Source organism: Microbacterium testaceum (assembly GCF_006539145.1).
Taxonomy (GTDB): Bacteria; Actinomycetota; Actinomycetes; order Actinomycetales; family Microbacteriaceae; genus Microbacterium; species Microbacterium testaceum.
The window spans coordinates 138,337-162,726 of record NZ_BJML01000008.1 but is presented as its reverse complement, the minus strand read 5'-3'; the positions used below and the strand labels follow the sequence as shown (position 1 = coordinate 162,726).

Annotated in this window: 24 protein-coding genes and 1 tRNA gene; 6 read left to right on the top strand and 19 right to left on the bottom strand. The window is 69.7% G+C overall.

Annotation, left to right across the window (positions count from 1 at the left end):
• Nucleotides 1–561 precede the first annotated feature (561 nt).
• Entirely contained in the window at nt 562–981 is a 420-nt protein-coding gene (locus MTE01_RS12745; RefSeq protein ID WP_141377883.1) for a hypothetical protein, read from the top strand.
• A 202-nt stretch (nt 982–1,183) separates the two neighbouring features.
• Nucleotides 1,184–1,438, top strand: a complete 255-nt coding sequence (locus MTE01_RS12740) for a hypothetical protein (RefSeq protein ID WP_141377881.1) — start codon at nt 1,184–1,186, stop codon at nt 1,436–1,438.
• A gap of 92 nt (nt 1,439–1,530) precedes the next feature.
• Here MTE01_RS12740 and MTE01_RS12735 read toward each other — a convergent pair whose 3' ends face one another.
• A complete protein-coding gene (locus MTE01_RS12735) occupies nt 1,531–2,493 on the bottom strand; it encodes a DMT family transporter (RefSeq protein ID WP_174799693.1) in 963 nt (320 codons plus the stop codon).
• Nucleotides 2,494–2,534: 41 nt separating this feature from the next.
• Between MTE01_RS12735 and def the strand changes: the two genes are divergently transcribed.
• Nucleotides 2,535–3,101: a peptide deformylase gene (gene def, locus MTE01_RS12730; RefSeq protein ID WP_116239817.1), complete on the top strand. Its 567-nt coding sequence runs from the start codon at nt 2,535–2,537 to the stop codon at nt 3,099–3,101.
• A 24-nt stretch (nt 3,102–3,125) separates the two neighbouring features.
• On the opposite strand, the gene MTE01_RS12725 is transcribed toward def, so the two are convergent.
• From MTE01_RS12725 to MTE01_RS12700, 6 genes are all read right to left on the bottom strand, one after another.
• Nucleotides 3,126–4,430, bottom strand: coding sequence for a glutathionylspermidine synthase family protein (locus MTE01_RS12725; RefSeq protein WP_116239818.1), 1,305 nt, complete (start codon nt 4,428–4,430; stop codon nt 3,126–3,128).
• Nucleotides 4,430–4,804, bottom strand: a complete 375-nt coding sequence (locus MTE01_RS12720; protein WP_103209293.1) for a tRNA-dihydrouridine synthase — start codon at nt 4,802–4,804, stop codon at nt 4,430–4,432. The genes MTE01_RS12725 and MTE01_RS12720 overlap by 1 nt, the downstream gene beginning before the upstream one ends.
• A 68-nt stretch (nt 4,805–4,872) precedes the next feature.
• Entirely contained in the window at nt 4,873–5,541 is a 669-nt protein-coding gene (locus MTE01_RS12715) for a DUF4166 domain-containing protein (RefSeq protein WP_141377879.1), read from the bottom strand.
• Nucleotides 5,538–6,155 carry an SRPBCC family protein gene (locus MTE01_RS12710; protein ID WP_141377877.1) on the bottom strand — a complete coding sequence of 206 codons (618 nt, stop codon included), beginning with the start codon at nt 6,153–6,155 and terminating at the stop codon, nt 5,538–5,540. Before MTE01_RS12710 ends, MTE01_RS12715 begins: the two co-directional genes overlap by 4 nt.
• Nucleotides 6,156–6,210: 55 nt before the next feature.
• Nucleotides 6,211–7,143: a glutaminase A gene (glsA, locus tag MTE01_RS12705; protein WP_141377875.1), complete on the bottom strand. Its 933-nt coding sequence runs from the start codon at nt 7,141–7,143 to the stop codon at nt 6,211–6,213.
• Nucleotides 7,144–7,186: 43 nt separating this feature from the next.
• The gene (locus tag MTE01_RS12700; RefSeq protein WP_246078297.1) at nt 7,187–9,523 is read right to left on the bottom strand and encodes an acyltransferase; all 2,337 of its coding nucleotides are present in this window, start codon (nt 9,521–9,523) and stop codon (nt 7,187–7,189) included.
• A 263-nt stretch (nt 9,524–9,786) separates the two neighbouring features.
• On the opposite strand from MTE01_RS12700, the gene MTE01_RS12695 reads away from it, so the two are divergent.
• Nucleotides 9,787–11,385: a serine/threonine-protein kinase gene (locus tag MTE01_RS12695; protein WP_141377870.1), complete on the top strand. Its 1,599-nt coding sequence runs from the start codon at nt 9,787–9,789 to the stop codon at nt 11,383–11,385.
• A 16-nt stretch (nt 11,386–11,401) separates the two neighbouring features.
• On the opposite strand, the gene MTE01_RS12690 is transcribed toward MTE01_RS12695, so the two are convergent.
• Nucleotides 11,402–11,812, bottom strand: a complete 411-nt coding sequence (locus MTE01_RS12690; protein ID WP_141377868.1) for a hypothetical protein — start codon at nt 11,810–11,812, stop codon at nt 11,402–11,404.
• 123 nt (nt 11,813–11,935) lie between these two features.
• On the opposite strand from MTE01_RS12690, the gene MTE01_RS17110 reads away from it, so the two are divergent.
• On the top strand, nt 11,936–12,085 hold the full coding sequence (locus tag MTE01_RS17110; protein WP_170210697.1) for a hypothetical protein: 150 nt from the start codon (nt 11,936–11,938) through the stop codon (nt 12,083–12,085).
• 107 nt (nt 12,086–12,192) lie between these two features.
• Here the strand turns inward: MTE01_RS17110 and MTE01_RS12685 are convergent.
• The 11 genes from MTE01_RS12685 to MTE01_RS12635 form a co-directional block, all read right to left on the bottom strand.
• Nucleotides 12,193–12,268: transfer RNA gene (locus tag MTE01_RS12685), tRNA-Asn, on the bottom strand.
• Between the two features lie 62 nt (nt 12,269–12,330).
• A complete protein-coding gene (locus MTE01_RS12680; RefSeq protein ID WP_141377866.1) occupies nt 12,331–13,104 on the bottom strand; it encodes an ATP-binding cassette domain-containing protein in 774 nt (257 codons plus the stop codon).
• A 55-nt stretch (nt 13,105–13,159) separates the two neighbouring features.
• Complete coding sequence (gene dnaG, locus MTE01_RS12675) at nt 13,160–14,998, bottom strand: DNA primase (protein ID WP_141377864.1); 1,839 nt, start codon at nt 14,996–14,998, stop codon at nt 13,160–13,162.
• Complete coding sequence (locus MTE01_RS12670) at nt 14,998–16,332, bottom strand: deoxyguanosinetriphosphate triphosphohydrolase (RefSeq protein ID WP_103209274.1); 1,335 nt, start codon at nt 16,330–16,332, stop codon at nt 14,998–15,000. The genes dnaG and MTE01_RS12670 overlap by 1 nt, the downstream gene beginning before the upstream one ends.
• Complete coding sequence (gene dusB / locus MTE01_RS12665) at nt 16,322–17,476, bottom strand: tRNA dihydrouridine synthase DusB (protein ID WP_371861625.1); 1,155 nt, start codon at nt 17,474–17,476, stop codon at nt 16,322–16,324. The genes MTE01_RS12670 and dusB overlap by 11 nt, the downstream gene beginning before the upstream one ends.
• 91 nt (nt 17,477–17,567) lie before the next feature.
• On the bottom strand, nt 17,568–18,251 hold the full coding sequence (locus MTE01_RS12660) for a DsbA family oxidoreductase (protein WP_116239825.1): 684 nt from the start codon (nt 18,249–18,251) through the stop codon (nt 17,568–17,570).
• A 56-nt stretch (nt 18,252–18,307) separates the two neighbouring features.
• Entirely contained in the window at nt 18,308–19,144 is an 837-nt protein-coding gene (locus MTE01_RS12655) for a citryl-CoA lyase (protein ID WP_141377862.1), read from the bottom strand.
• Nucleotides 19,141–20,358, bottom strand: a complete 1,218-nt coding sequence (locus MTE01_RS12650; RefSeq protein WP_141377860.1) for a CaiB/BaiF CoA transferase family protein — start codon at nt 20,356–20,358, stop codon at nt 19,141–19,143. The genes MTE01_RS12655 and MTE01_RS12650 overlap by 4 nt, the downstream gene beginning before the upstream one ends.
• Nucleotides 20,355–21,866, bottom strand: a complete 1,512-nt coding sequence (locus MTE01_RS12645; RefSeq protein ID WP_103209263.1) for a tripartite tricarboxylate transporter permease — start codon at nt 21,864–21,866, stop codon at nt 20,355–20,357. Before MTE01_RS12645 ends, MTE01_RS12650 begins: the two co-directional genes overlap by 4 nt.
• Nucleotides 21,866–22,477 (bottom strand): tripartite tricarboxylate transporter TctB family protein, encoded by a 612-nt coding sequence (locus MTE01_RS12640; RefSeq protein ID WP_218026362.1) that lies wholly within the window; start codon nt 22,475–22,477, stop codon nt 21,866–21,868. Before MTE01_RS12640 ends, MTE01_RS12645 begins: the two co-directional genes overlap by 1 nt.
• Entirely contained in the window at nt 22,474–23,460 is a 987-nt protein-coding gene (locus MTE01_RS12635; protein WP_170210696.1) for a Bug family tripartite tricarboxylate transporter substrate binding protein, read from the bottom strand. The genes MTE01_RS12640 and MTE01_RS12635 overlap by 4 nt, the downstream gene beginning before the upstream one ends.
• A gap of 119 nt (nt 23,461–23,579) precedes the next feature.
• Between MTE01_RS12635 and MTE01_RS12630 the strand changes: the two genes are divergently transcribed.
• The gene (locus MTE01_RS12630) at nt 23,580–24,377 is read left to right on the top strand and encodes an IclR family transcriptional regulator (protein ID WP_218026361.1); all 798 of its coding nucleotides are present in this window, start codon (nt 23,580–23,582) and stop codon (nt 24,375–24,377) included.
• The last annotated feature ends 13 nt before the right edge of the window (nt 24,378–24,390 follow it).

Below are 24,390 nucleotides of genomic sequence, written 5' to 3'. Positions count from 1 at the left end.
CCGGCGTATGTGGCGATGATCACGGCCCTCGGGATGGCGCTGACGGGGTGCTTCCCGTTGGGGCCATCGCTTGACACCCGGGCAGCCGCGTTGGTGGACGAACTCGAGCACAGCAGTCTCGGTATCTCGCGCGCAGACGTCCTCGCGCCGTCTTCTTTCACGGGAGTCTCGATGTGACAGTCGTTTCGACGAAGACGCCATTGATCGCGGAGCCTCAGTCTCCGCCGAACGGCTTCAGAAAATTCGTCACGTGGTCCGAGAGAGCGCGATTGACATGCGTGTGGGCGCCCTGGTGCTGTACGCCGAAGACGCTCAAGGCGCCGACGTGGACATGACTCGAGCGGCCGAGGAACTGGGCCTCAGCCAAAACCACTTCGGAAGGTCTCTTTCGTTCTCGGGCGCCGAGTGGGAGGACCTGCCGACTCCTTTCGCCACGGGTTCGATGCAGTTCGGACGTGTGCCGGGAGTGGTGACCGGTCCTGCATCGCTCAGGCATGACCCGGCAGTCCAGTGGGCGGTGGGTTCACGATGAACATCCGGAAACGCGGAGCGGCGCTGGCGGTGTCGATCCTCGTCCTCGCCACCGCGGTCGGCGGTTGCTCCATAGGTGGACCGACCGGGCAAGAACGTGCCGATGACCTTGCGAGGCAGCTCGAAAACGGAGGGCTCGGCGTGCACAGCGCGAAAGCCACCTACCTGTCGTCGTTCTCGGGTGACCTCACCGTGTCGGTGATCCTGGAACCAGACGCGCTGCAGCCTGGGTACTCGGTGTCGGCCGAGACTCTCGGCCCGATCCTGGGCGTTGTTGCCCGAAGCGCAGAAGACATGCGAGTCGGCGGAGTCGGTTTCTACGCCAAGGAAGAAGGGGGAATTCAGATCTCGATGGACACGGCGGCGGAGGACCTCGGCATCGCTGAAGCCGTCGACGGCCAGTCACTCTCTCTCACCGGCGAACGACTTGAGTCTCTGGCGAAACAGTGATGCGAGTATGAGTCCGATCGCCCGCGCTTTTGCACCAGTAGCTGCGGAGCGCAACCGAACGCGAGGCAGGCTCTCCGTTGGCGGCCTCGCCGGATGACGTTGGAGACCCGGGATGGGCCCATCTCGAACGAGTGAAGCTGCAACGATATTCCCGCTCTTGCCCGACACGAGAACCATCGCGAGCACACGCAGACGCATTGCGATGGCCGTGATCGCGGTGTCGATGATCGATGGGCTCTCGGGCTGCTTCGGCTTCGGTCCGTCGCCAATCCTCGCGGCCATCGGTCGCGGCACAGAAGACATGCGCTTAGGATCCATGGATCTCTTGGCAAAGGACCCGGAAGGTCAGGACGTGTCACTCGCCTCTGCCGCAGGCGAGCTTGGTTTGAAAGACGCTGTGCAGGGCAAGTTGCTCGGGCTCCTGCAGTCCGATCTGCGAGACATCAGGGAATGGTGACCGCTCTGCTTCGGCGCTATCCCGTTTGAGGAGCGCCACTCCGCGATCGACCAGCGGTACAGCTCCAGGCGCGCCACGTCCCCTCGAACGGCCTACTTCACCCGAGGCTTCGCCGGCTTCCCATCCGCCGTCACCTGAGGGTGGTGCTTGGTCAACTGGATCACTCCCCACGTCGCGATCGCACCGGCAATCACGAAACCGATGAGCGCCCACGCGGGGGCCGTCGACGCCTCGCCGAGCACCAGAAGGCCGATCAACACAGCAACGATCGGGTCGATCACGGTGAGACCCGCGATGACGAGGTCGGGCGGGCCGACCGAGTATGCCGTCTGCACGAAGTAGGCGCCCACGGCGACGGCGGCGAGCAGCGCGACCAGGCACAGCATCGTCAGCCACTCGAAGTTGCCCGCCTGTGCCCGACTGATGACGACCTTGGCGAGCGTCGCGACGAAACCATAGATCACGCCTGCGGCCATGATGTAGAACAGCGCCTGAGCGCGACGGCGCACCAGCACCCAGAACACACCGAACACGATGACGACGACGGCCAGGATGCCGAGGATGATCCACAGTTCGCGCTCGGTGACCACGTGTTCGGTGGCGAAGAACGCGGCGATCGTGACGAAGATGAAAATGCCGCCGACGCACAGTGCGATCGCGATGAGCGACTGCCGCGTCGGCTTCTGCCCCGAGACGCGGGCGTTCAGCACCGTCGTGATGACGAGGGCGATGGCTCCGAGCGGCTGCACGAGGATCAGCGGGGCCACCGACAGCGCTGAGAGCTGGCACACGATCGCCAGGCCCAGCATGACCGTGCCCGCAACCCACGAGGGACGCGTCAACAGAGACGTGAGCTGCTTGCGTGAGAGGCCACCGGTGGTCTTGCCCGAGAGGCGCTCGACCTTCTGCACTCCCCGGTGCTGATACTGCGCGCCGAACGACATGAACACCGCGCCGAGAAGGGCCAGCGGAATGCCGAGCAGGATACGCGGGTCGCGGAAGACACCGACGAGTTGGTCGATTCCGTCGCTGAGGGTGGCATCGAGCGGGATCACCCTCCGACGATAGCCCGCCGCCCCCTGGATAGGCTGGTGACGTGGCCGTACTCCCGATTCGCATCATGGGTGATCCCGTGCTGCACGCTCCCGCTGCCCGCGTCGACGAGATCACCGATGAGGTGCGCGCGCTTGTCGCCGACATGTTCGAGACGATGGACGCCGCCCCCGGTGTGGGTCTTGCGGCTCCGCAGGTCGGGGTGGGACTGCGCATCTTCACGTACACGTACGAAGACGACGAGGGGCAGCCCTGGCGCGGCGTCGTGATCAACCCCGAGCTGTGGATTCGCCCGATGGAACCGGGCTACCCCGACCCCGACGAAGAGAGCGAGGGGTGCCTGTCGTTCCCCGGCGAGCGCTTTCCGCTGCGCCGGTCCGAGGCGGCGCTGCTCACCGGCACCGATCTCGACGGCCACGCGGTCCGTATCGAGGTCACGGGCTGGCGGGCACGCATCCTGCAGCACGAGTTCGATCACCTCGACGGCATCCTGTACGTGGATCGTCTCGACGAGGAAGACGGCCGGGTCGCGGCGAAGATCGCGAAGAAGCGCAAGTGGGGCAAACCCGGTATCTCGTGGATGCCGGGTGTCGACGACATCGACGCGTGAGCGAGCTCGAGAGGGGCGGCGCGGTCAGCTCTCGATGATGTTCGGGGCGAAGCGGCAGTAGTAGTCGGTGATGGGGCCGTCGGACTCGCGGATGCCGACTCCGAACGCCTCGTCGTTGATGACCCACGAACCGAGCACGGGGTGATTGCTCCCATTGCTTCCCGGGAAGTCGGGGAGCTCGTGGTACTCCTGCCAGACGCGCTCCCGTCCGGTGCCCTCTCGCCGGTACTCCTGGCCGTTCGAGATGACGCTGCCGTCACGGCGGTGTACCCGGATGCCGTCTCCCTCTCGACCGAAGACGGGTTTGACGACGAAGTCGGTCATGCCGTTCGGCCCGTCGGCGTAGGCGGGCAGCAGGTTGGGGTGGCCGGGGAACAGCCGCCAGAGGGCAACGAGGAGGAGCTTGTTCGAGAGGAACATCTTCCACGCCGGTTCGTACCAGCGGCCGAAGAGTCCTCGCCCCGCAATGAGCAGCGCCCCGAACTCCTGGTCGCCGGCGACGCGGTCCTCCCCCGAGACGAGGTCCTCCCAGGGGTAGAGCTTGAAGAGGTTGCGGATGACGGGGTACTGCGTGCCCGGGGTGTCACCCGGCAGCGCCGCGATGCTGCGCGAGGAACCCCACGGCTCCGGCACGCCCACGAACTGTCGCGCGCCGTGGTGCCAGCCGATCTCCTTCATCTCGATGCCGGTGTGCTCCCAACCGGCCTCGCCCGCGAGATCACGCATGTAGGCGACGGTGTCCCAGTCCTCGCCGTAGGTGTCGGCATCCGAGTGCGCGACGAACAGGCGTCCGCCCTCGCCTTCTTCGAGCGAGCGGTGGAGAAGAGTGCGCCAGCGCTCCACCAGGGCCTCGTGCAGGCCGTTCCACTGATCGGTGTCGGCGGGAAGAGCCCCGCTCCTGAGCCGGTCCTGCAGCCAGAACCACTGGGTGACCGAGGCCTCGATCAGACCGGTCGGGGTGTCGCCGTTGTACTCGAGCATCTTCGCGGGTGATCCGTCACCGGCGTAGGCGAGGTCGAAACGGGCGTAGACGTCGGGTTCGTTCTGCTCGAGCGACCACTGGGCGAGCTCGAACGCTTTCGGGCTGAGCCCGAGGTGACCGAGTTCACCGGATGCCATGTACCTGGCGGCCTCGAGACTCATCCGATGCAGTTCTTCGGTTTGCTTCTCGAGCTCCTCGACCTCCGGGAGCGTGAAGACGTACGCAGCGCCGTCGTTCCAGTAGTCGACCGCCGTGCCGTCGTCGCGGATGGAGTGCGAGTAGATGAGTCCGGACTGCTTGATGGTGCGCTCCCAGTCGGGGCGCGGATCGAGCTCGACGCGCCGCATCAGCTGCCGTGGCTTCCGTCGGAGCCCGAACCGCCGAAGCCGCCGCGCGAGACGCTGGCACCGTCGCTCGAGATGCCACGTGCCGCGGTCTTGCCCGACGGGAGGCTGTCGGCACCACCGGTCGCGGGCTGGCCGACAGCGGGTACCGTGCGACTGCTCGAACCCAATGGCAGGTAGTACCAGTGCGCGCTGCCGCCGTGATTGTTGCAGTCGTCGTCGGGGAGGCGCTTCTCGGTGGAGTTGTCGCGGCAGATCTGGGCGTAGTCCTCCGAGACGTTCGTTCCCTGGCCGCACCCGGTGAGGGTGGCGGCGAGCGCGGCGACGACGCCGACGGTGACGGTGCGCGAGGCGCGGCGACGCACGACGGGCTGCATGGGGACTCCTTCGGAAGGACCGGACCGGCGTGGGGGCGCCGTCATTCTCGCATTCGCGAGCGTGTGGATCAGGTGCGTGATTCGTGTCGCCGGGGGAACACGTGCGGCGGGGCGTTGGAGGCCGGCATCCATTCGCAGGTGAAGCTCCCGCGGTACCCGAACAGGAAACCGAATCGGTCGTTGTCGACGCGCATGTCGACGTGGAAGCGGCCGTCGCCCTCGTCGAAGCGTTCGCGGAGGGTGGCGCGACCGCTGAAAAGCATCGGGAAACGGAACCCGACCGGTCCCTCGTAGAAGCGTTGCTCCCCCGAACGGAGGAGCAGGCCGCCGTCGTCGTCGACCTGCAGGTCGAGGTCGACGGCGAGGTGCTGGTGTGTGCCGAGGTAGTCGATCACCCTGCCCTCGTGGGAGATCATCGTCGCGTCGAACCGGGCCGGTCGGCCGCCGACCTCGTACTCCCGCACGAAGGTGACCGTCTCGCGACCGAAGGGGTCGAGGTAGGGGCTGTTCCAGATGGTGAAGGGAACGTTCGTGCCCACCGTCGGCACGAGGATGTTGCGCAGTTTGCCGAACTGGAGGAACGGGACGGTCCACCAGGGACCGCGGCGGATCTCGCGCATCACGCCGTGGCCGACACACGCCTGACCCTCGTCGAGGCCGACGCCGAAGCGTCGCCGCATCATCGGGTGCAGGCGGTCGAAGTCGGATCCCATCGCCCGCGCGAAGATCGACGTCATCGCGTGCCTCCCGGCGCGGGCAGCGCCGCGAGCGTGGCGGGAGCGTCGTCGAGGGCGCGCCGTCGATGCGGGGGCACCCGCTCGCAGCGCGAGGCACGTGGGCGGTCTCCACGCCAGAACGCGAAGGCGTGCCACAGCGAGTACCGTTCGGGCTCGACGCCGGTCTCGAGCCACAGGCGCAAGCGGTCGAAGCTCCACGCGGTCGCCCAGCCCACGATCGGACGAACGATCACGTCGAGCGGGCCCCACCCGGCCGCGTAGTCGTACCCGGTCGAGAAGCGGATGCCGTCATCCACCGGCTCGTAGCGCCAGTAGCCGCGCCCATCGCGCAGCGGTGACAGCCGGTCATGCGTCGTGAACCTCAGGGCGGAGGTGCGGGTGCCATCGGGCCGAGACGTCTCGCCGATGCTGATGCCGTCGCCGCGGACGGTGTGCACGGGCGTCCGCCGTTCATAGACGAACCGCGCGGCACCGTCCGGCGTGCTCGTGGTGGGGGTGATCCTCGAGAAGCGGACGTCCCATCGCACGTGCTGGGACGGGTCCTGAGTGGCCGTCCACACCTCGTCGAGCGTCGCGCGGATGGTCGTCGCAACGTAGATCCCCCGTGCCCCCATGGCGCCAGCCTAGGCCGAACGCCCGGTCCCTCCCCATATCGCGGGGCGGGTGTCGTCAGCGCGACGCGAAGGAGTGCAGAGCGAGGTCATCGCTCAAGGCTTCGCTCGCGAGGCGTCCACGCACGCTCGTACCCTGTTCGTCGAGCGGCGGGCTCACCACCGCGGCGCCGAGACGCCCGGGAGCCGACAGCACGATCGCCCCCGAGACACTGGACTTCGCCGGTACGCCGACGGCGCGCATCCACCGACCGGAGCCGTCGTAGACGCCGCAGGTCGCCATGACCGAGATGACATCCCGCGCGACCCGTTCGGGAACCACTCGTTCCCCCGTGCGCGGGTTCACACCCCCGCACGCCAATGTCGCACCCATGACGGCGAGGGTTTCGGCATCCACGATCGTCGCGCATGACCGCGCGTACACGGCGACCGTGTCGTCGGCCGAGGGCTCGAGGGTGCCCTCTGCGCGCATGAGGTGGGCGAGGGCGTGATTGCGGTCGCCGAGGAGGTGTTCGTTGTGGGCCACGTCCTCGTCGACCTCGAGCTCGCGCCCGGCGAAGGCCGCGAGCCCGCGGGCGATGCGGGCACTGCGCGACTCGGGGTCCGAGCCCTCGACGAGCGAAGCGGTCAGCAGGGCACCGGCATTGACCATGGGATTGGGGGGTCGGCCCGTGCCGCTCTCGAGTTTGATCGCGTCGAACGACTCCCCCGTGGGCTCGATGCCGACTCGATCGAGAGCCGCGCCGTCGGTGTCGAGCAGCGCGAGAGCGAACAGGAACGGCTTGACCGCCGACTGCACGCTGAACGAGACGGTCGCCTGTCGACTCGACCGGATCGAGCCGTCGGGCAGAGCGAGCGCGAGGGCGCAGAGGTCGGGGTCGGCGTCGGCGAGTTGGGGGATGCTGTCGTCGACCTTTCCCCTGCGCTCGGGCAGCAGGCGGGTCCGCGCAGCGTCGAGGTCGTACGAGCGCGGGTCGGGAGGCAAGGTCACTCCCCCAGCCTCGCAGCCACGCGCGGGTTCGGGGCCGCAGGCGTCAGTACAGATCTCTCGCCGCGAGCTCGCCGCGCAGGATCGGCGTCAGTCGTTCCGCGAACGCCGGGGTGATGTGGGTGTCGTCATAGCGCACCGGCGTGTCGCCCGCGAAGGCGGGGCACGCCCCCTGCCAGCAGCTGAAGGGCAGGGAGCTGATCGCAGAGTCACCGGTGGCGGCGGCCTGAACTTCGGTCGCCGTCTCCATCTGCGTCCACACGTCGTCGACTCCCGCGAGGCACGCCGAGGGGCCGGTGAGAGGCGAGACGCACCGCCCGAGATCCGCGCCGTGCGGCGGGGGCGCCAGATACACCGTGCGGCCCGCGGGCGCCCACCCCGTGATCTCGGAGGCGATGGCGGATGCCAGCTCCCCGGCGCCCAGGTCGCGCCCGTCGACCGAGCGGCCCAGGGTGAACGCGTTCGACACGACGAGCAGATCGGCCGGCGCGGCGGCGATCATCGATGCGACATCCACTTTTCGCTGTCCGCACGCGGCCATGACCGACGGGTCGCGGCTCTCGAGGAGCACGTCGGTGAAGCGGCATCCGTACATCCCGACCGTCGTGACGCGCCACGCTCCCCCGCTGTCGTCGGCGAGTTTCGCGAACGCCGGCGCATAGGCCATCGCGCTCGAGTCGCCCACGAGGTACAGGTGGCGCGGGGCGTCGGCGGAGCCCCAGGTGCACCTCGCCGCCTCGAGGGCGACACCCGGAGTGAAGCAGTCGCGGGCGCGATTCGCCGACGACGAGGCGCGTTGCACCTCGTCGAGCGAGGGGCGCAGGTCGGGCCACGAGGCGGCGGTCGTCGCGGCGGCGAGCTCGCCCTGCAAGGTGCCGAGGGCGTCTCCGGCCTCGGCTGCGACGTCGACGGCGGCCGGGGCGGCGAGCGGCAGACCGGGGAGCGTCGGGGCGCCGTACGCCAGCATCACCGCGAGCGCCGTCGCTCCGGTGCCGATCGCGAGGCTGGCTCCGGCCATCGCCACGCGTGGCGCGAAACGCGCACGCCAGGCGGCCCAGGCGGGTGCGTCATCGGTCTCGCCGGATGCCGGGGGTGCCGGCATCCGCTGAGCGTCGTGCCGCACCACGGGCGTCGGTGCGACGGGTTTCGTGGGCTCCGGGGGAACGGGGGCCATAGGGCGGGAGCCGGGGTAGTACCGCTGACCGGGGATGTATCCGGCGGGCCGCGAGGCGAGGCTGCTCGCACGGCGCGGAGCGGGTTCCGATACGCGCTCCGGCTCGGCGGGGGCGGGCTCGCGTCGATGCGCGGTGCGGGCTGCCCAGGGCGAGCGATGCAGAGGCTGTTCGATGCCGAGGTAGGTCGCGACCGTCAGGACGAGCATCGCCAAGACGGTGATCCCCGTGGCGGCGGGTCCCGGAGCGAGCAGAACCCCCGCGAACACGATCACGGGCAGGTGCCAGAGGTACAGCGAGTAGGAGAGATCGCCGATCGTCACCGCCAACGGGTTGGTGAGGACGAAGAGGTGGCGGTGACGCGGGTCGCCGCCGATGCCGCCGCCGATCACGAGTGCTGCTCCGAGTACCGGGAGGGCGGCCGCGGGTGCCGGGAAGGGGTCCGCGGGATCGATCAGGAAGACCGCCGCGATGATCACCGCCAGGCCCACCCAGGCGAGGAGCGCGCGGGCAGCCGCCGGAATCCGTACGAGGACGGGGGCGGCGGCCGCGATCATCGCTCCCGTGGCGAGCTCCCCCGCCCGCGTGAGCGTGGAGAAGTACGAAAGACTCGGGTCGACGGGCGTCTGCACGACGGCGACGATGCCGGATGCCACGACGACAGCACCCGCGAGCAGGCCCACGGCCACACGTCCACCGCGTGCGCGGCGCACGGCGACCGGCAGCGCGGCGACCGCCAGCAGGACGAGGAACGGCCATGCCACCGAGAACTGTTCCTCGATGGAGAGCGACCAGAAATGCTGAAGCGGCGAGACGTCGGTGGCGGCGAAGTAGTCGCGGCCCTCGAGACCGAAGTGCCAGTTCGAGAGGAGGCCGGCAGCGGAGACGGCGTCGACCAGGGTGCTCTCGGCACGCACGGGCGAGAAGACCAGGAACGCTGCCCCGACGACGACCGCGAGCACGACGAGAGCGGCGGGCAAGAGGCGCTTGACGCGGCGAGCGAAGAAGGCGCCGAGGCGCACCGTCCCCTCTGCCTGGAGATCGGCCAGCAGGATGCCGGTGACGAGGAAGCCCGACAAGACGAAGAACACGTCGACACCCACGAAGCCGCCTCGGGGCCATCCCGTGAGGTGGGTGCTGACGACCGCGATCACGGCGATCGCCCGGAGGCCCTGGAGATCGCGGCGCACGTGAGAGGCGGGGGCGGGCACGTCGGTTCCTCTCGGGCCGGCGTCGACGGCCGGAGAGAGCCTAGTGGAACCGCTCCCACGGCTTTGCTCGCAGGCCTGGGGACGCAGATGTCCCGGACGGGGAACGAAGCCGACGATCGCGAGGTGAGCGAGCATTATGCGCATCGGCGAGCGGTGTCGCTACCCCGCTCTTCGCCGACCCGCGCGGGCATAGCGTGCAATGCAACGGATGCGTCCCGGCATCCACCCTTCCCGCCGTCAGGCGGTCCCGCTCGAAGGAACCGATGAGTCACGTGCTCGACCACTCGATGCCCCACGCGGGCGACATCCTGGGTGGGCGCTACATCCTGCGCGAGCGTATCGGCGCCGGTGGAATGGGGCGCGTCTTCCGCGCGCGCGACGAGGTTCTCGCACGCGACGTGGCGATCAAGATCTTCTACGCCGACGCGGGCGACGAACCCGAACCCCTCCGCCGCATGTCGGAGGCACGGGCTCTCGCGGCGCTCGATCACCCCTCGCTCGTGACCCTGTACGACGCGCGGCTCACCGGCGACGACCACGTGTACCTCGTGATGGAGCTGGTGAGCGGGCCCTCGCTGCAGCGCCGCATCGAAGAAGGCCCCGTCTCGCCTGCCGAGGTCGCGGGCATTCTCGCCGACCTGGCGGGCGCTCTCGCCGTCGTCCATGACGCCGGCATCGTGCACCGCGATGTCAAGCCGTCGAACGTCCTCCTGCGGGAGGTGAGAGGCGGGGTGCGCGCCGTCGAGGCCGTGCTCGCCGACTTCGGGGTCGCCCGGCTGATCGGTGCGACACGCCTGACGACGCCCGGCACCGTCATCGGGACGGCCGCCTATCTCGCACCGGAGCAGGTACGCGGCGAGCCGCCCCGCGCCGCGTCGGACGTGTACGCGCTGGGGCTCCTCGCCATCGAGGCGCTCACGCGCCTGCATCCTTTCGGCGGCGGAACGCTGCAAGAGACGCTGCTCGCCCGCCTGGCTCGTCAGCCGGATATCCCGGGGACGTACGGTGGCGAGTGGCAGTCGCTGCTGACGTCGATGACCGCCTTCGACCCCGATGAGCGACCCTCCGCCGCGAGCGTCATGAGGCGGGTGCAGTCGCTGACCCACGAGTCAGCGGGGACCGCCACCGGCGCACCCGCGGCCGCGGTGTCGTGGCAGGTGCCGACGGCCGTGATGAGCGCACCTCCGGTGGCATCGGCAGGGAGCGATGAGCCGCGGGCCGCGGCCACATACAGCACCGCACCGGTCGCCGCCGCGGCGTCCGTCGGCGTCGGGGCCAGCGGTTCTTTCGTCTCCGCCGCGCGCCCGCGTCGATCGTTCCGACGGTGGTGGGTCTGGGCGGGCGCCGCAGCCGGCGCCGTGCTCATCGTCGGAGGGCATGTGATGGCGTTTTCTCTCGGTGCGGTCCCCGACGCGGTCACGGACCGCGTCTCCACCCCTGCGCCTTCATCGACGCCGGTCCCTCTGGTGGCCGAGAACGATCCCTCCTCGGTCGAGTCGGTGTCGAGCACGGATGCCGAGACCCCACCGCCTTCGCCCGCCCCGGTCGCGCCGCAGCCGGTGCAGCCCGCTCCGGCACAGCCGATCGTTCAGGTGCCGGGTGGCGGATCGACGCAACCCGGTCGCGGTTCCCCTGACTCCAGCGGCTCCCCCGTCGTCGAACCGGCGCCGGACCCCACCCCGCCCGGCGGCGGCTCGGTCGCTCCCCCTCCGAGCACGTCGCCCTCGCCGGAGGCGACGCCCGGCGGCTCCGCGCCCGGCGCGGGCGGCTCGGGCAAGGGGAACGGCAACGGGAATGGGAAGGGCTCGAACAACGGGAAGGGGCGGGGGCCGGAACAGGTCGCCGATTCTCCGACGAGTTAGCGTGCCCGCCGGAGTGTCACACCGTACAGAGCTGTGACGAGAAGACCTCGATGACGCGATCGCTATCGAGGAACCCCGCAACAGCCAAGGCGTCGCGTACATCGGCACGAACGGCCTCGCGGTGTGCGGCACCGTCGAGGCGGCCCGGCGACGGCCAGGTGACGTCGTCGTCGAGCAGGAGAAGTTCTCTCCATTCGGACAGCTGCGCTTCGTCGACCCTCGATGAAGCGAGCGCCTCACGCGCGACGCCCCACGCCTCGCCTGTCGCACCATCGTTCAGCGCGGCCAACCACCACTCGATGCGGCACGTTCCGCCCGTGACGCTGACATCGTCGGCGCGGTCGACGACGTCGGGGCGAACCCACCCGCAACCCGCGAGAAGGCAGATCGACATGCAGGAGGCGACCAGGACGAGTGCGCGACGCATGCCCCGAGTGTAGGCACGCCTCCCGCGCGAGCAGGTGAGCCCACAGGCGAGCGCGTTTCGGCGGGTCGGCGCCTGTGTCAACGGGCGCGACGAACCCCCGAGCGCGGTGGTTCGGTTGCCGGCATGAGCGATCCGGACCGACTTCCCATCCCCGACCCCGCCGCCCAGAAGGCCGATCGAGACGACACGTCGATCGATCCCGACATGGAGCAGAGCCCCGCACACCGCGAGGAGCAGCGGCTCGAGCCCGACGCTGACTCCGACCCCGCCTGAAGGGTGTCGTGCGGGGCTTTCTCCCGAGCGGGCCGGCTCACCACGACCTGACGATCTGCGCAGTCTGACGACGACGAAGGCCCGACGATCGTGCGTCGGGCCTTCCGTGGCTCCCCGGCTTGGACTCGAACCAAGAACCTATCGGTTAACAGCCGATTGCTCTGCCAATTGAGCTACCGAGGATCATGCTCACCTTGCGGCGGGCAACCCCACGATACTAACAGCACGCGGGGGCGGCGGAAAAATCAGCCCGTCGAAATCCGCCTCTCGGGCGTGCCGTCCGGAGTCCACTGCACCGCCTGGTCGCCGTGGCCGAGCCCCACGGCGTGACCGGCGTGCAGCACGAGCACATCGGCATCCAGGTCTCTCGGGGCATCGGCGTCGTTCGTCACGATCAGCGAGGCCATTCCGCGCCCGTCGCGTCGGCGTGTGATCGACGCGCGAGCGGCCGCGCGCACCTCGAGGTCGAGGTTGGCGTACAGGTCATCCGCGACGAACAGGCGCGGCTCCAGAACGAGCGCGCGCGCCAGGGCGACGCGCTGACGCATACCGGCACTCAGCTCGTAGGGGTATTTCGGGGCCGTGCCGAGCGGCAGCTCCATCTCGTCGAGGAGGGTCGCCACGCGCACGGCGAGAGCGCGCGTGTTGACTTTGCGGTCGCGACTGGTGATGGGCTCGGCGATGACGTCCTGCACGGTCAAGCGGGAAGGGAGAGCTGCACCCGCTCCCTGCGGCAGGTAGCCGGTGTGGAAGGTCCACTCGCGACGCGCACGTCCCGGGCGCCGGGCGGAGATGCCGTGCACGCGGGCGTCTCCCCCGACCACCGTCAGCCCGTCGTCGGGGTGGCCGGCCAGCAGCGAGACGAGCGAGGTCTTTCCCGCCCCCGTCGCTCCCTGCACGATCAGGGTGCGTCCGGCGGGGAGCGTGAAGGTGATCCCGTCGATCACGCGCACGCCGCTGCGCGCCAGAGACAGGTCGTCTGCTCGAAGGGCGACGTCGGTGTCGAGGGTCCGGGGCATTCCCTCATCCTCCCCGACGACAACGAGGGATGCCAGCGGCGCGCGGGGCGCCCGCTCAGGAGGCGATGAGGCGCTGGCGGTCGGCGTCGAGCTCGCGCAGCCGGAACCGCAGGCGCTTGCCCTCGTCGGAATCGGCGGGAACGCGCTGAATCCCGCGGAGCAACTCGCTCTTCTCGCGCTCGAGCTCGCGCACGAGCAGACCGCGAGCGAGATCGTTCGCCGAGGCGACGGCGCCCTCCTCGGTTCGTGCGGGGAACTCGGCGGTCAGCAGTTCGGCCGCGAGCGAGCGGAAGGGCTCGCGCACGGCTTCGACCGCGGCGACGGCCCATCCGGGCTGCGACAGATCGGTGGATGCCAGGGAGCTGCGGACCGCCTCGAGAGCCGGGTGCGTGAACGGCGTCTGCAGGGCCCGCAGGAAGACTTCGGGCTCGATGCGGTGCCCGTACTGCAGGAACGCCATCATCGCGCCGCGCTCGAGCGCGACGTCGCGGTTGTTGGGCAGCGACGCCATCGTCACCGAGATCGCCACCGGGGCGGGATCGGAGTCCTTGCGCGTATCGCGCTTCTCGGCGCGATCGAGGCCGCGCGCGGCGCGTTCCACGGCCGACTGCACCTCGGGCATGTCGAGGCCGAGGCGGCGCGCGAGCACACGGACGTACCCCGGACGCAGGGCCGGGTCGCGGATATCGGCGACGATCGGCGCGGCCGCACGCAGGGCACCGGCACGGCCCTCGACACTGGAGAGATCGAAGTCCCTCAGTCGCTGGTCGATGACGAACTCGAACATCGGCGCCTTGTTCTCCATGAGCGCGCGTACCGCACCATCACCCCGCTGGAGGCGCAGGTCGCACGGATCGAGGCCCTCGGGGGCCACGGCGACATACGTCTGCGCCGCGAAACGCTTCTCATCGGCGAAGGCGCGCAGCGCCGCCTTCTGCCCCGCGGCATCGGGGTCGAAGGTGAAGACGACCTCGCCGGCCGAGCTGTCGTCTCCCATCACCCGCCGCAGGACGGTGATGTGGTCGCTGCCGAAAGCGGTGCCGCACGAGGCGATCGCGGTGGTGATGCCGGCGAGGTGACACGCCATGACGTCGGTATACCCCTCGACCACGACGACGCGGTGCGAGCGCGAGATGTCGCGCTTGGCGAGGTCGAGGCCGTACAGCACCTGCGCCTTCTTGTAGATGGGCGTCTCGGGGGTGTTCAGGTACTTCGGGCCCTGGTCGTCCTCGTAGAGTTTGCGCGCGCCGAACCCGATGACCTGCCCGGTGATGTCGCGGATCGGCCATACCAAGCGGCCGCGGAACCGGTCATACACCCCGCGCTGCCCCTGGGACACGAGTCCCGCCTGCAACAGTTCGTCACGCGTGAACTTCTGCGCGAGCAAGTGATCCATGAGATGCGACCAGCCCTTGGGGGCGTAGCCGACGCCGAAGTGCGCGGCCGCGCCGGCGTCGAAGCCGCGGTCTCCGAGAAAGCGTCGGCCCGTGTCTGCTTCGGGTGTCATGAGCTGGGCGCGGAAGTACTCCGCCGCGGCGGCGTTCGCGGCGTACAGCCGCGAGCGGCCGGTCGTCTCGGGCGCGGGCCCGCCGTCTTCGTAGTGGAGCGTGTACCCGACGCGCGCCGCCATGCGCTCGACCGCTTCGGTGAACGAGACATGGTCCATCGCGCGCAGGAACGAATACACGTCGCCCGACTCACCGCAGCCGAAGCAGTGGTAGTACCCGACCTGCGGGCGCACGTGGAAGCTGGGGCTCCGCTCGTCGTGGAAGGGGCAGAGACCCTTCATCGAGCCGACGCCGGCCGACTTCAGCGCGACGCGCTCACCGACGATGTCGGCGATGTTGACCCTCGCCTTGACCTCATCGACGTCGGACTGGCGGATGCGGGGCATCAGGCATCCGCTCCTCGAGCGGCGCGGGCACCGGGCGCCCAGACACCGAGCTCTGCGGCATCCACTTCTCCGACGAGGCGTCCGTGCCACGCGATCGCGAGCTGATCGGTGAGACTGGCGACCTGGTCGACGACCACGCGGCGGCGGGCCGCGTCGTCGGCGGCGGCGGCGAAGTCGGGTGCGTGCAGGGCGTCGAGGGCCCCCGGGTTCTCCCAAAGGGCGGATGCCAAGCGCTTCAGCACGTGGCGCTGCTCGCGGTACAGCACCTTACGACCGTCGATGGAGACGACCGTCGCGCCGATGATGCCCTTGAGCACGGCCATCTCGACCTCGACCTCTGTGGGAACGATGACGTGCGCGCGATACCGGGTCAGCTGATCGGCGGGATGCGCCGCGCGGGTCGCCGCGGTGGCGGCGCGGGCGAAACGCCCGATGAGGTCGGAGGTGAGGTTCTTGAGCCGCGCGAGAGCGGGACGCGTGCCATCGAAGGAGTGGATCCATTCGGGCATCGCCATCAGCCGTTCGAGGCCGGCGGCGAGATCGTCGCGGACGAAGTCGTAGCCGACCCACCGCTGGATCGCGTCGAGCAAGCCCTCGCGGCCGACCCGTGAGGCCAGTCGCGCGGGGTCGACGTAGCGGTTGACGACCGCGTCCTCGAAATCGTGCACCGAGTACGCGATGTCGTCCGACAGGTCCATGACCTCGGCCTCGATGCAGCGCTGACGCGCGGGTGCTCCCCCGCGCATCCAGTGGAAGACCGGCTCGTCGTCGGGGTAGACGCCGAACTTCAGGCGCCCGCCCGGGTCGGGGACGGGCTCGTCGATGGTCCACGGGTACTTGCAGGTGGCGTCAAGACTCGAGCGGGTGAGGTTGAGGCCGAAGGGCTCGCCGTCGGAGCCGAAGGTCTTCGGCTCGAGGCGCGTGAGGATGCGCAGCGTCTGCGCATTGCCCTCGAACCCCCCGATGTCGGCAGCCCAGTCGTTGAGCGCACGCTCTCCGTTGTGCCCGAAGGGCGGGTGGCCCAGGTCGTGGCTCAGGCACGCGGTGTCGACCACGTCGGGCGACAGCTGCAGCGCCGTCGCGAGCTCGCGGCCCACCTGCGCGACCTCGAGCGAGTGCGTGAGGCGGTTGCGGGCGAAGTCGGCGGGGCTCGCGGGGCTCAGTACCTGGGTCTTCGCGGCGAGACGACGCAGAGCAGCGGAATGCAGCACGCGCGCACGGTCGCGCGCGAAGTCATCGCGCTGGGAGCGATGGTTCTCGATGTGGAAGCGGGCGGCATCGGCGTCGTCGTAGCCGACGGGGCGGGAGACCGCCGGTGAGACCTCAACCGCCACTGTGGTGCAATTCCGCCGCGGCGAGCTCACGGCCGGCGTCGTGGCCGATGTCGCGGGAGTCGAGCCACCCGTCGGGAAGAGCGGGGCGCTTCGGCGTTCCCGCGCGTCCACGCTGCCCCTCGGCCGCGGCCCCGGGGTACGGCGCGTCGAGCTCCATCGTGGCGAGCAGCTCGTCGATCTCGTCGAGGGTCGAGGCGGTCGCGAGGGCGGCACGCAACTCACCGCCGACCGGGTAGCCCTTGAAGTACCAGGCGACGTGCTTGCGGATGTCACGGCATCCGCGGCCCTCGTCGTCGAAGAACTCCACGAGCAACTCGGCATGGCGACGGAAGGCGCGGGCCACGAAGCCGAGCGTCGCGTCGACGGGCTCGCCGTGTGCTGCGTCGGGGCCGCCGAGTGCGCGCGCGAGATCGCCGAACAGCCAGGGGCGGCCGAGGCAGCCGCGACCGACGACGACACCGTCGCAGCCGGTCTCGTCCATCATGCGTACCGCGTCGTCGGCCGACCAGATGTCGCCGTTGCCGAGCACCGGGACGCTCGTCACGGTCTCTTTGAGCGTGGAGATCGCGGCCCAGTCGGCATGACCTGAATAGAACTCGGATGCCGTGCGCGCGTGCAGCGCGATCGAGGCGACGCCCGCGCCCTCGGCGATGCGCCCGGCCTCGAGGTAGGTCAGGTGGTCGGCGTCGATGCCCTTGCGCATCTTGATGGTCAGCGGGATGTCGCCCGCGGCTCCCACGGCCCGCTCGACGATCTCACGGAAGAGCGACGTCTTCCAGGGCAGGGCGGCTCCCCCGCCGCGGCGGGTGACCTTGGGGACCGGGCAGCCGAAGTTGAGGTCGATGTGGTCGGCGTGGTCTTCGTCGACGATCATCTTCACCGCCGCCTCGACCGTCGCGGGATCCACACCGTAGAGCTGGATCGACCGCGGGGTCTCGGATTCGTGGTGGCGGATCAGACGCATGGTCGTCTCGTTGCGCTCGACGAGAGCGCGCGTCGTGATCATCTCGCTCACGTAGAGACCGGCCCCGTATTCGCGACACAGACGACGGAACGCCGTGTTCGTGATGCCGGCCATCGGGGCGAGCACGACGGGAGCGTCGAGTTCGATGTTGCCGATGCGGAGAGACCGCGTCGGAGCCATTGCCGTGTTCACTGCACCATTGTCCCAGACGGATAGCGACAGCGGTGCCCGCCCCGGGCGAAGGGGAAACGGGCACGGCTGGGGAGGAGCCTCACGCGTCGGCGGTCTCGGATGCCTCGCGACGCTCGCCCCATACCTGTCGGGCGATCTGCGTGAATGCTTCGACGGGCTGGGCACCGCTGACGCCGTACTTGCCGTCGATGACGAAGAAGGGAACGCCGGTGATACCGAATTGGCGAGCCTGCTCCTGGTCGGCACGGACCGCCGCGCGGAACCGCTGCGAGGTGAGCGCATCGCGGGCGGCGTCGCCGTCGAGGCCGACCGCGACCGCGAGGGCGACGAGGTCGTCGTCGCGCCCGACGTGCTTGCCCTCGAGGAAGTATGCCGACATGAGCACCTCGGCCAGCTCGAGCTGCTTGCCGTTCTCTTTCGCGAAGTGCAGCAGTTCGTGCGCCTTGACGGTGTTCGTGTGCTTCAAGATGTCGAAACGGTAGGCGAGCCCCGCGTCGGCGGCGACGCCGGTGACGCGGTCGAGCATCTCGCGAGCCGACTCGGGGGAAATGCCCTTGTGCTGTGAGAGGTAGTCGACCTCTCCCCCATCGAAGTCCTCCGGGGTATCGGGCGAGAGCTCGAACGAGTGGTACTCGATCTCGACGACCGGGGCATCGTCATCCGACGCGGTCGCGGCCAGGCCGTTCTCGAGGTTCCGCTTGCCGATGTAGCACCAGGGGCAGGCGATGTCGCTCCACACGTCGATCTTGATGGCATCCGTCATATCGCGTGCAACCACCGGGCGTATCGATCTATTCCACTGACGGCATCCCTTCTCCGTCAGGGGCCCGTACGCCCGGTGTCGCGGGGTCGGGCGTCGACGACCTCCGGTCCGGTGTAGTCGGCCAGCAGCGGCGGAGGGAGAGGACCCTTGATCCGTCTGCCCGAGCCGGTCTCCTCCCACGCGTGGGCGAGGATGCCCACCGACCGGGCGAGCACGAAGAGCCCCCGCGCCAGTTCGGGCTCCACCCCGAGCTCCCCGTAGACGATGGCCGAGATGCCGTCGATGTTCATCGGGACGCCCCGGGACGCGAGCGCTCGCTCGACCGCGAGGCCTGCGCGCAGATGGTCGCCGGGGATCGCCCCGGAGGCCACGGCCTGCTCCACGAGTGCCAGGAGAGGATCTCGGCGGGGGTCGACCGGATGGAAGCGGTGGCCGAAGCCCGGCACGAAAGCACCGCGCGCGCGGTGCTGAGCGAGTTCTTCGCGAGCGAGATCATCCAGGGAACGCCCCTCGGCCCCGTGGGTCTGGACCATCCGATTCAGCATCGCCACGCACTGCTGCCCGGCACCCCCGTGGGTATCGCCCAGCACGTTGATGCCGTTCGCCATCGCCGAGTTGATGCCCACACCGCACGTCGCGGCCATGCGCGCGCTCGCGATCGAGGGTGCCTGGGGCCCGTGGTCGACGCTCGCCACCAGCGTCGCCTCGAGCAGCCTGCCGCGCTCGGGATCGAGGACCCCTCCGGTGACCATGAGCCAGATCGTCTCGACGAAACCGGTCGTGCCGATGAGATCCTGCACGGGGCGGCCGCGGAACGCGATCTCCCCCGGCTGGATGCGGGTGATGGCTGTGGCCCACCACGCGGTGACGGGGGCGAGCTCGTCGTCGGTCATACAGCGCCTTCCTCGTGCAGGGCGGCGATCTCTTCGGCGCTGTAGCCGAGAGTCGCCAGGATCTCGTCGGTGTGTTCGCCCAGGAGCGGCGGCGGGGTACGCGGTGTCGAGGGCTTCCCGTCGATCCGAATGCCGTTGCCCAGAACACGCAGCGGCGCGTCGCCGCCGCCCGGGAACGGAAGCTCGTGAACGAGGCCACGGTCCAGGATCTGGGGGCTGCGCAGCATCTCATCCACGCGCAGAACGGCGGCCGCGGGGACGCCCGCGGAGCTGAGGATGTCCTCCCATTCGGCGGCCGGACGCGCGGCGAGCGCGCTCTCGAGCTCGGCCGTGAGCGCGGCGCGGTGTCTCTTCCGGCTCTCGCGCTCGCTGAAGCGGTCGTCGGTGACCAGGTCGGGACGACCGACGAGGGTGCAGAGGAGCTCGAACTGCTCCTGCTTGTTCGCGGCGATGTTGAGCATGCCGTCCGCGGTCGTGAACGCCCCGGAGGGAGCAGCCGTGCCGTTGTCGTTGCCGAGGGGACGGGGCTCGTGACCGTCGACCAGCAGGTTCGAGACGACCCATCCCATGGCCGTCACCGCGGTCTCGAGCATCGAGACGTCGATCACGGCTCCCGCACCCGTGCGGGCGCGACCGGCGAGGGCGCTGGAGATCGCGAACGCCGCGGCGAGCCCGCCGATCGTGTCGGCGAGCGGGAACCCCGCGCGCAGCGGGCCGGTCTCGGCGGTGCCTGTCACGCTCATCATTCCCGAGTACCCCTGGATGATCTGGTCGTACGCAGGCTTGGTACGCATCGGGCCGGTCTGTCCGAAACCCGACACCTGACACAGGATGAGACGGGAGTTCAGCGCCCGGAGATGGTCCCACCCGAACCCGAGGCGCTCGAGAACCCCGGGGCGGAAGTTCTCGACGAGCACGTCAGCGGTCGCGACGAGCCGACGCAGTGCTTCCGCGCCGCGCTCCGTCTTGAGATCGAGGGTGATCGAGCGCTTCTGGGCGTTCTGGGCGAGGAAGGAGATGCCCAGCAGCTGCGCGTTGAGTTCGGCCGAGGTGCCCAGGCGACGCGCGAGGTCGCCGCCTTCCGGGGTCTCCACCTTGATCACGTCGGCACCCATCAGAGCCAGCTGGTAGGCCGCGTAGGGGCCGGCGAGAACGTTGGTGAGGTCCAGGACGGTGATCCCTGTCAGGGGTCCCGGGGTCGTGGCATCCGTCATGCGGCGACCTTCTGCTTCCGCGCGGCGCGCACCCGGGTGAAGACGACGCCCACGACCGCAACGGCGAGCACCGCGTACAGCGTGATCGAGATGGGGCTCGACACGAGGATGCCGGCGTCGCCCTCGCTGACGGCCATGGCTCGGCGGTACTCGGTCTCGGCGAGGGGGCCGAGGATGATGGCGATGAGCATCGGGGCGACCGGCAGGCCGTAGCGTCGCATCAGGAAACCGAGCAGACCCACCGCGAGCACGAGCACCAGGTCGAGGATCTTGCCGCTCGTGGCATAGACGCCGAGCATGGCGAACACCGTGATGCCCGCGTAGAGGTAGTGCTTGGGCACCTTCAGCAGCTTCGCCCAGAGGGGCGCGAACGGCAGGTTGAGGATCAGGAGGACGACCATGCCGACGAAGAAGCTCGCCAGCAGCGCCCACACGAGGTCGGGTGCGCGGTCGAAGAGCAGCGGCCCCGGCTGCAGACCGTACTGGCGGAAGGCCGCGAGCAGGATCGCCGCGGTCGCCGAGGTGGGAAGGCCCAGGGCGAGCAGGGCTCCCATGGCGGTACCCGCCGTCGCGTTGCCCGCTGCCTCGGGGCCGGCGACGCCCTGGATGGCGCCGCGACCGAACATCGGCCGCTTGCGTCGTCCGTCGAGCTTGCGCTCCGTCCCGTAGGACAGGAAGGTCGGGACTTCGGAGCCGCCGACGGGGATGATGCCGAACGGCACGCCGATCGCGGTACCGCGCAGCCACGCGGGCAGCGCCTGCCGCAGCTCGCGGAACGACAGCCAGAGGCGACCGCTCGAGGCCAGGAGCTTCGTGTCGTCGGGCGTGCCGCGGCGACCCGCGACGCTGAAGACCTCGCCGAGGGCGAGGAGCCCGACGGTGATCACGACGATGTCGATCCCGTCGAAGAGTTCCGGCAGACCGAAGGTGAAGCGCGAGGCGCCGGATGCACCGTCGATGCCGACCACGGAGATCGCCAGTCCGATGGCAAGGGCGGCGAGGCCGCGCAGCACCGAATCGGTGACGACGGCCGAGATCGCCACGAAGGCGAAGACGGCCAGGGCGAGGTACTCGGCGGGGCCGAACAGGGTCGCGAGTTCCGCGAGACGCGGTGCGAAGAAGACCACCAGGATCGAGGCGATGATGCCGCCGATGAAGGCGCCGATCGCCGAGGTCGCCAGCGCCTGAGCCGCGCGGCCGTCCTTGGCCATCCGGTGGCCTTCGATGGACCCGGCGATCGCGGTGCTGTTGCCGGGGGTGTTCATCAGGATGCCGGCGATCGAGTCACCGAAGAGGCCGCCGAAGAGGACCCCGGCGAACATGATGAACGCGCCGATCGGGTCGAGGGAGAAGGTGACGGGGAGGAGCAGCGCGACGGCCATCGCCGAGCCGAGGCCGGGGAGCACGCCCACGGCGGTGCCGAGGACGGCTCCGATGAGCACCCACAGCATATTGATGGGGGTGAGGACGACGGCGAAGCCCTCCCCCAGGTTGACCAGAGCATCCATCAGAAGAGGCCCTCCAGGATTCCAGGCGGCAGGTTGAGTCCGAGACCGCCGGAGAAGGCGATCTGCACGATGGCGGAGATCGCCAGCGAGAGGAAGATGTCGAAGATCGGGCGGCGGCTCCCGAGCGATCGGGCGATACCCCAGAACAGGAACGCGCCGGAGAGGAGCCATCCGAGCGGAGTGAGCGCGGCGATGAAGATGACGACCGTGCCGACAGCCCCCGCCAGGGCCCACAGGTTGCTCCGCGGGCGCACCACGGGGGCGTCGGGCTCATGCCCTTCGACCGCGGCGATGAGGGCGTCATCGTCGAGTTCGGAGGGGTTCTGAACCGCGGCGTCGTCGGCGACCTCGACCGGCTCGGGGCGGCGGATCACATCGACGGCGAGCAGGATCGCGAGCACGATCACCGCGGACGCGATGAGGGCCGGGAAAAGCTGCGGCCCGGGAGGGGCGGTGTTGGCGGGCACCGTCATCGTGAGGGTGCCCACGATGAGGGCGAGACCGACCGACAGCATGACGGCGGGGACCACGAGGCCCGTGCGACGTCGCCAGAATCCGTCTGCTGTGCGTGCCCGGTGGGTACGCGGGACGGTGGGGATGACGCCGCTCACAGGCCCAGCTCCTCGATGATCGCGTCGACGCGCGCTTGGTCCTGTGCGATGAAGTCGGCGAAGTCCGCACCGGTCAGCAGCGCGTCGCGCCATCGGTTGCGCTCGAGCACCTCGGCCCACTCGGGCGTGGCCGCCATCTGCTCGACGATGGCGACGAGCTCGTCGCGGTCGGCATCGGTCAAGCCGGGAGGGGCGACGAGGCCGCGCCAGTTGGGGAGGTTCACGTCGACGCCCTGTTCGATGAAGGTGGGGATGTCGATGCCGGGAACGGCTTCCTCGGACGAGACGGCCAGGGCCCGGAGCCGCCCGGCTTCGATCTGGTCGCTGAAGTCGTTGTATCCGCTCACGCCGACGGCGACCGTGTTCGACAGCAGCGCGGTGAGGACCTCGCCCCCACCGGCGTACGAGACGTAGTTGATCTCGCCCGGATCGATGCCCGCGGCTTTCGCCGTCAGACCGGTGAGCAGGTGATCGGTTCCGCCGATGCCGCCGCCACCGATCGCCTGGCCGTGCGGATTCTCACGCCAGGCCCGCACGAAGTCGTCGAGGGTCTGGAACGGCGAGTCGGCCGGCACGATGAAGACGATGTAGTCCTCGGCGAGGCGGGCGATCGGCGTCGTGTCGGCCAGCGTCGCCTCGGAGCCGTTGGCGGTGATCGCGCCCTCCATGACGGTGCCGGTCATCATGAGGTTCGTGGGGTCGGCATCGAGCTGCACGAACTGGCCGAGACCGATGGTCCCACCTGCCCCGGGCACATTGACCACCTGCACGTTGTTGACGACCGAGGTCGAGCGCAGCACCTGCTGGGACTCGCGGGAGGCGAGGTCCCACCCGCCGCCGGGGGCCGCGGGGGCCATGATCGTCAGCTTGGTCCGCGGGTCGGCGCCGGCGGTCGAGCCGCTGGCGTTGACCGCGGCCACGCCGACGAGGGCGGCGGTGGCTGCGATCCCGAGCGCGTGCAACAGGACGCGTCTGGTTGTCACGTCGTCACTCCTTCGTGATGAGGTTCGGACCCGATGACCATCTAGTGGACTCCGGTGTCCACCTGACGGTACACTCGCTCAACGTGAAGGCGCAACCGCGGCGCCGGGAAGAGATGACCATGTCCACGACCATCGAGAGCCGAAACAGCTCGACCTCCGAGGGCGGTGGCGTTCGAGCCGTCACCCGAGCTTTCGAGGTACTGCAGAGCTTCACCGCGGATCGCCCCGTGCTCTCGGTCGCAGAGATCGTGCGCGAGAGCGGTTTGCCGCGAACGACGGTGCTGCGGCTGATCGACACCCTGGTGAGCGAACGCATGCTCCGCCACGCCGCCGATGGCCGGATCACGGTGGGCGCGCGCCTCATTCGTCTCGCCGCCTTCGCCGAGGCGGCGTGGGCGGTCCCTGAAGAGACCGCCGACCGCATGACACGGCTCGCGCAAGAGACCGGTGAGACGGCGAGCCTCTACGTCCGCAGCGGCCTGCGCCGCGTGGCCGTCGCGCAGTCGCCCAGCCCCTATTCGCTGCGCCACGTGGTCCAGGTCGGTGACGAGATGCCGCTGCTTGCCGGCGCGTCGTCCACGCTGCTGGTGGCGGCGAGCGGGCCCGATGCGGCGGAGCACGTCCTCGCCGCGGTCCCGGCCGACCAGCTTCCCCGCGTCGACGCCGACGCCTTCCGTCTCGCGGTTGCTGCAGCCGCCCGCGATCGGCACGCCGTGTCGCACGGAGCCCGCGAACCGGGTAACAGCGGCGTCGCCGTGATCGTGCGAGAGGGCGACGACCGACGTCCCGCCGTGGTGCTCGGACTCGGTGGGCCGACGGCCCGCTTCACCGACGAGCGCGTGGACATCTTCCTCGAGGCGCTCGAGGCCGCGGCATCCGATCTCCGCCACACCGGTCTGCCCCCCGCGCTCGACTGACTTCTTCCCGACC

Excerpts from the sequence above, each read along its gene's own strand:
- MTE01_RS12740 (WP_141377881.1), top strand. The coding sequence starts at position 1,184 with ATGGCCGTGATCGCGGTGTCGATGATCGATGGGCTCTCGGGCTGCTTC.
- MTE01_RS12725 (WP_116239818.1), bottom strand. The coding sequence starts at position 4,430 with ATGCGGCGCGTCGAGCTCGATCCGCGCCCCGACTGGGAGCGCACCATC.
- MTE01_RS12720 (WP_103209293.1), bottom strand. The coding sequence starts at position 4,804 with ATGCAGCCCGTCGTGCGTCGCCGCGCCTCGCGCACCGTCACCGTCGGC.
- MTE01_RS12715 (WP_141377879.1), bottom strand. The coding sequence starts at position 5,541 with ATGACGTCGATCTTCGCGCGGGCGATGGGATCCGACTTCGACCGCCTG.
- MTE01_RS12710 (WP_141377877.1), bottom strand. The coding sequence starts at position 6,155 with ATGGGGGCACGGGGGATCTACGTTGCGACGACCATCCGCGCGACGCTC.
- MTE01_RS12695 (WP_141377870.1), top strand. The coding sequence starts at position 9,787 with ATGAGTCACGTGCTCGACCACTCGATGCCCCACGCGGGCGACATCCTG.
- MTE01_RS12690 (WP_141377868.1), bottom strand. The coding sequence starts at position 11,812 with ATGCGTCGCGCACTCGTCCTGGTCGCCTCCTGCATGTCGATCTGCCTT.
- MTE01_RS17110 (WP_170210697.1), top strand. The coding sequence starts at position 11,936 with ATGAGCGATCCGGACCGACTTCCCATCCCCGACCCCGCCGCCCAGAAG.
- MTE01_RS12680 (WP_141377866.1), bottom strand. The coding sequence starts at position 13,104 with ATGCCCCGGACCCTCGACACCGACGTCGCCCTTCGAGCAGACGACCTG.
- dnaG (WP_141377864.1), bottom strand. The coding sequence starts at position 14,998 with ATGCCCCGCATCCGCCAGTCCGACGTCGATGAGGTCAAGGCGAGGGTC.
- dusB (WP_371861625.1), bottom strand. The coding sequence starts at position 17,476 with ATGGCTCCGACGCGGTCTCTCCGCATCGGCAACATCGAACTCGACGCT.
- MTE01_RS12660 (WP_116239825.1), bottom strand. The coding sequence starts at position 18,251 with ATGACGGATGCCATCAAGATCGACGTGTGGAGCGACATCGCCTGCCCC.
- MTE01_RS12655 (WP_141377862.1), bottom strand. The coding sequence starts at position 19,144 with ATGACCGACGACGAGCTCGCCCCCGTCACCGCGTGGTGGGCCACAGCC.
- MTE01_RS12650 (WP_141377860.1), bottom strand. The coding sequence starts at position 20,358 with ATGACGGATGCCACGACCCCGGGACCCCTGACAGGGATCACCGTCCTG.
- MTE01_RS12645 (WP_103209263.1), bottom strand. The coding sequence starts at position 21,866 with ATGGATGCTCTGGTCAACCTGGGGGAGGGCTTCGCCGTCGTCCTCACC.
- MTE01_RS12630 (WP_218026361.1), top strand. The coding sequence starts at position 23,580 with ATGTCCACGACCATCGAGAGCCGAAACAGCTCGACCTCCGAGGGCGGT.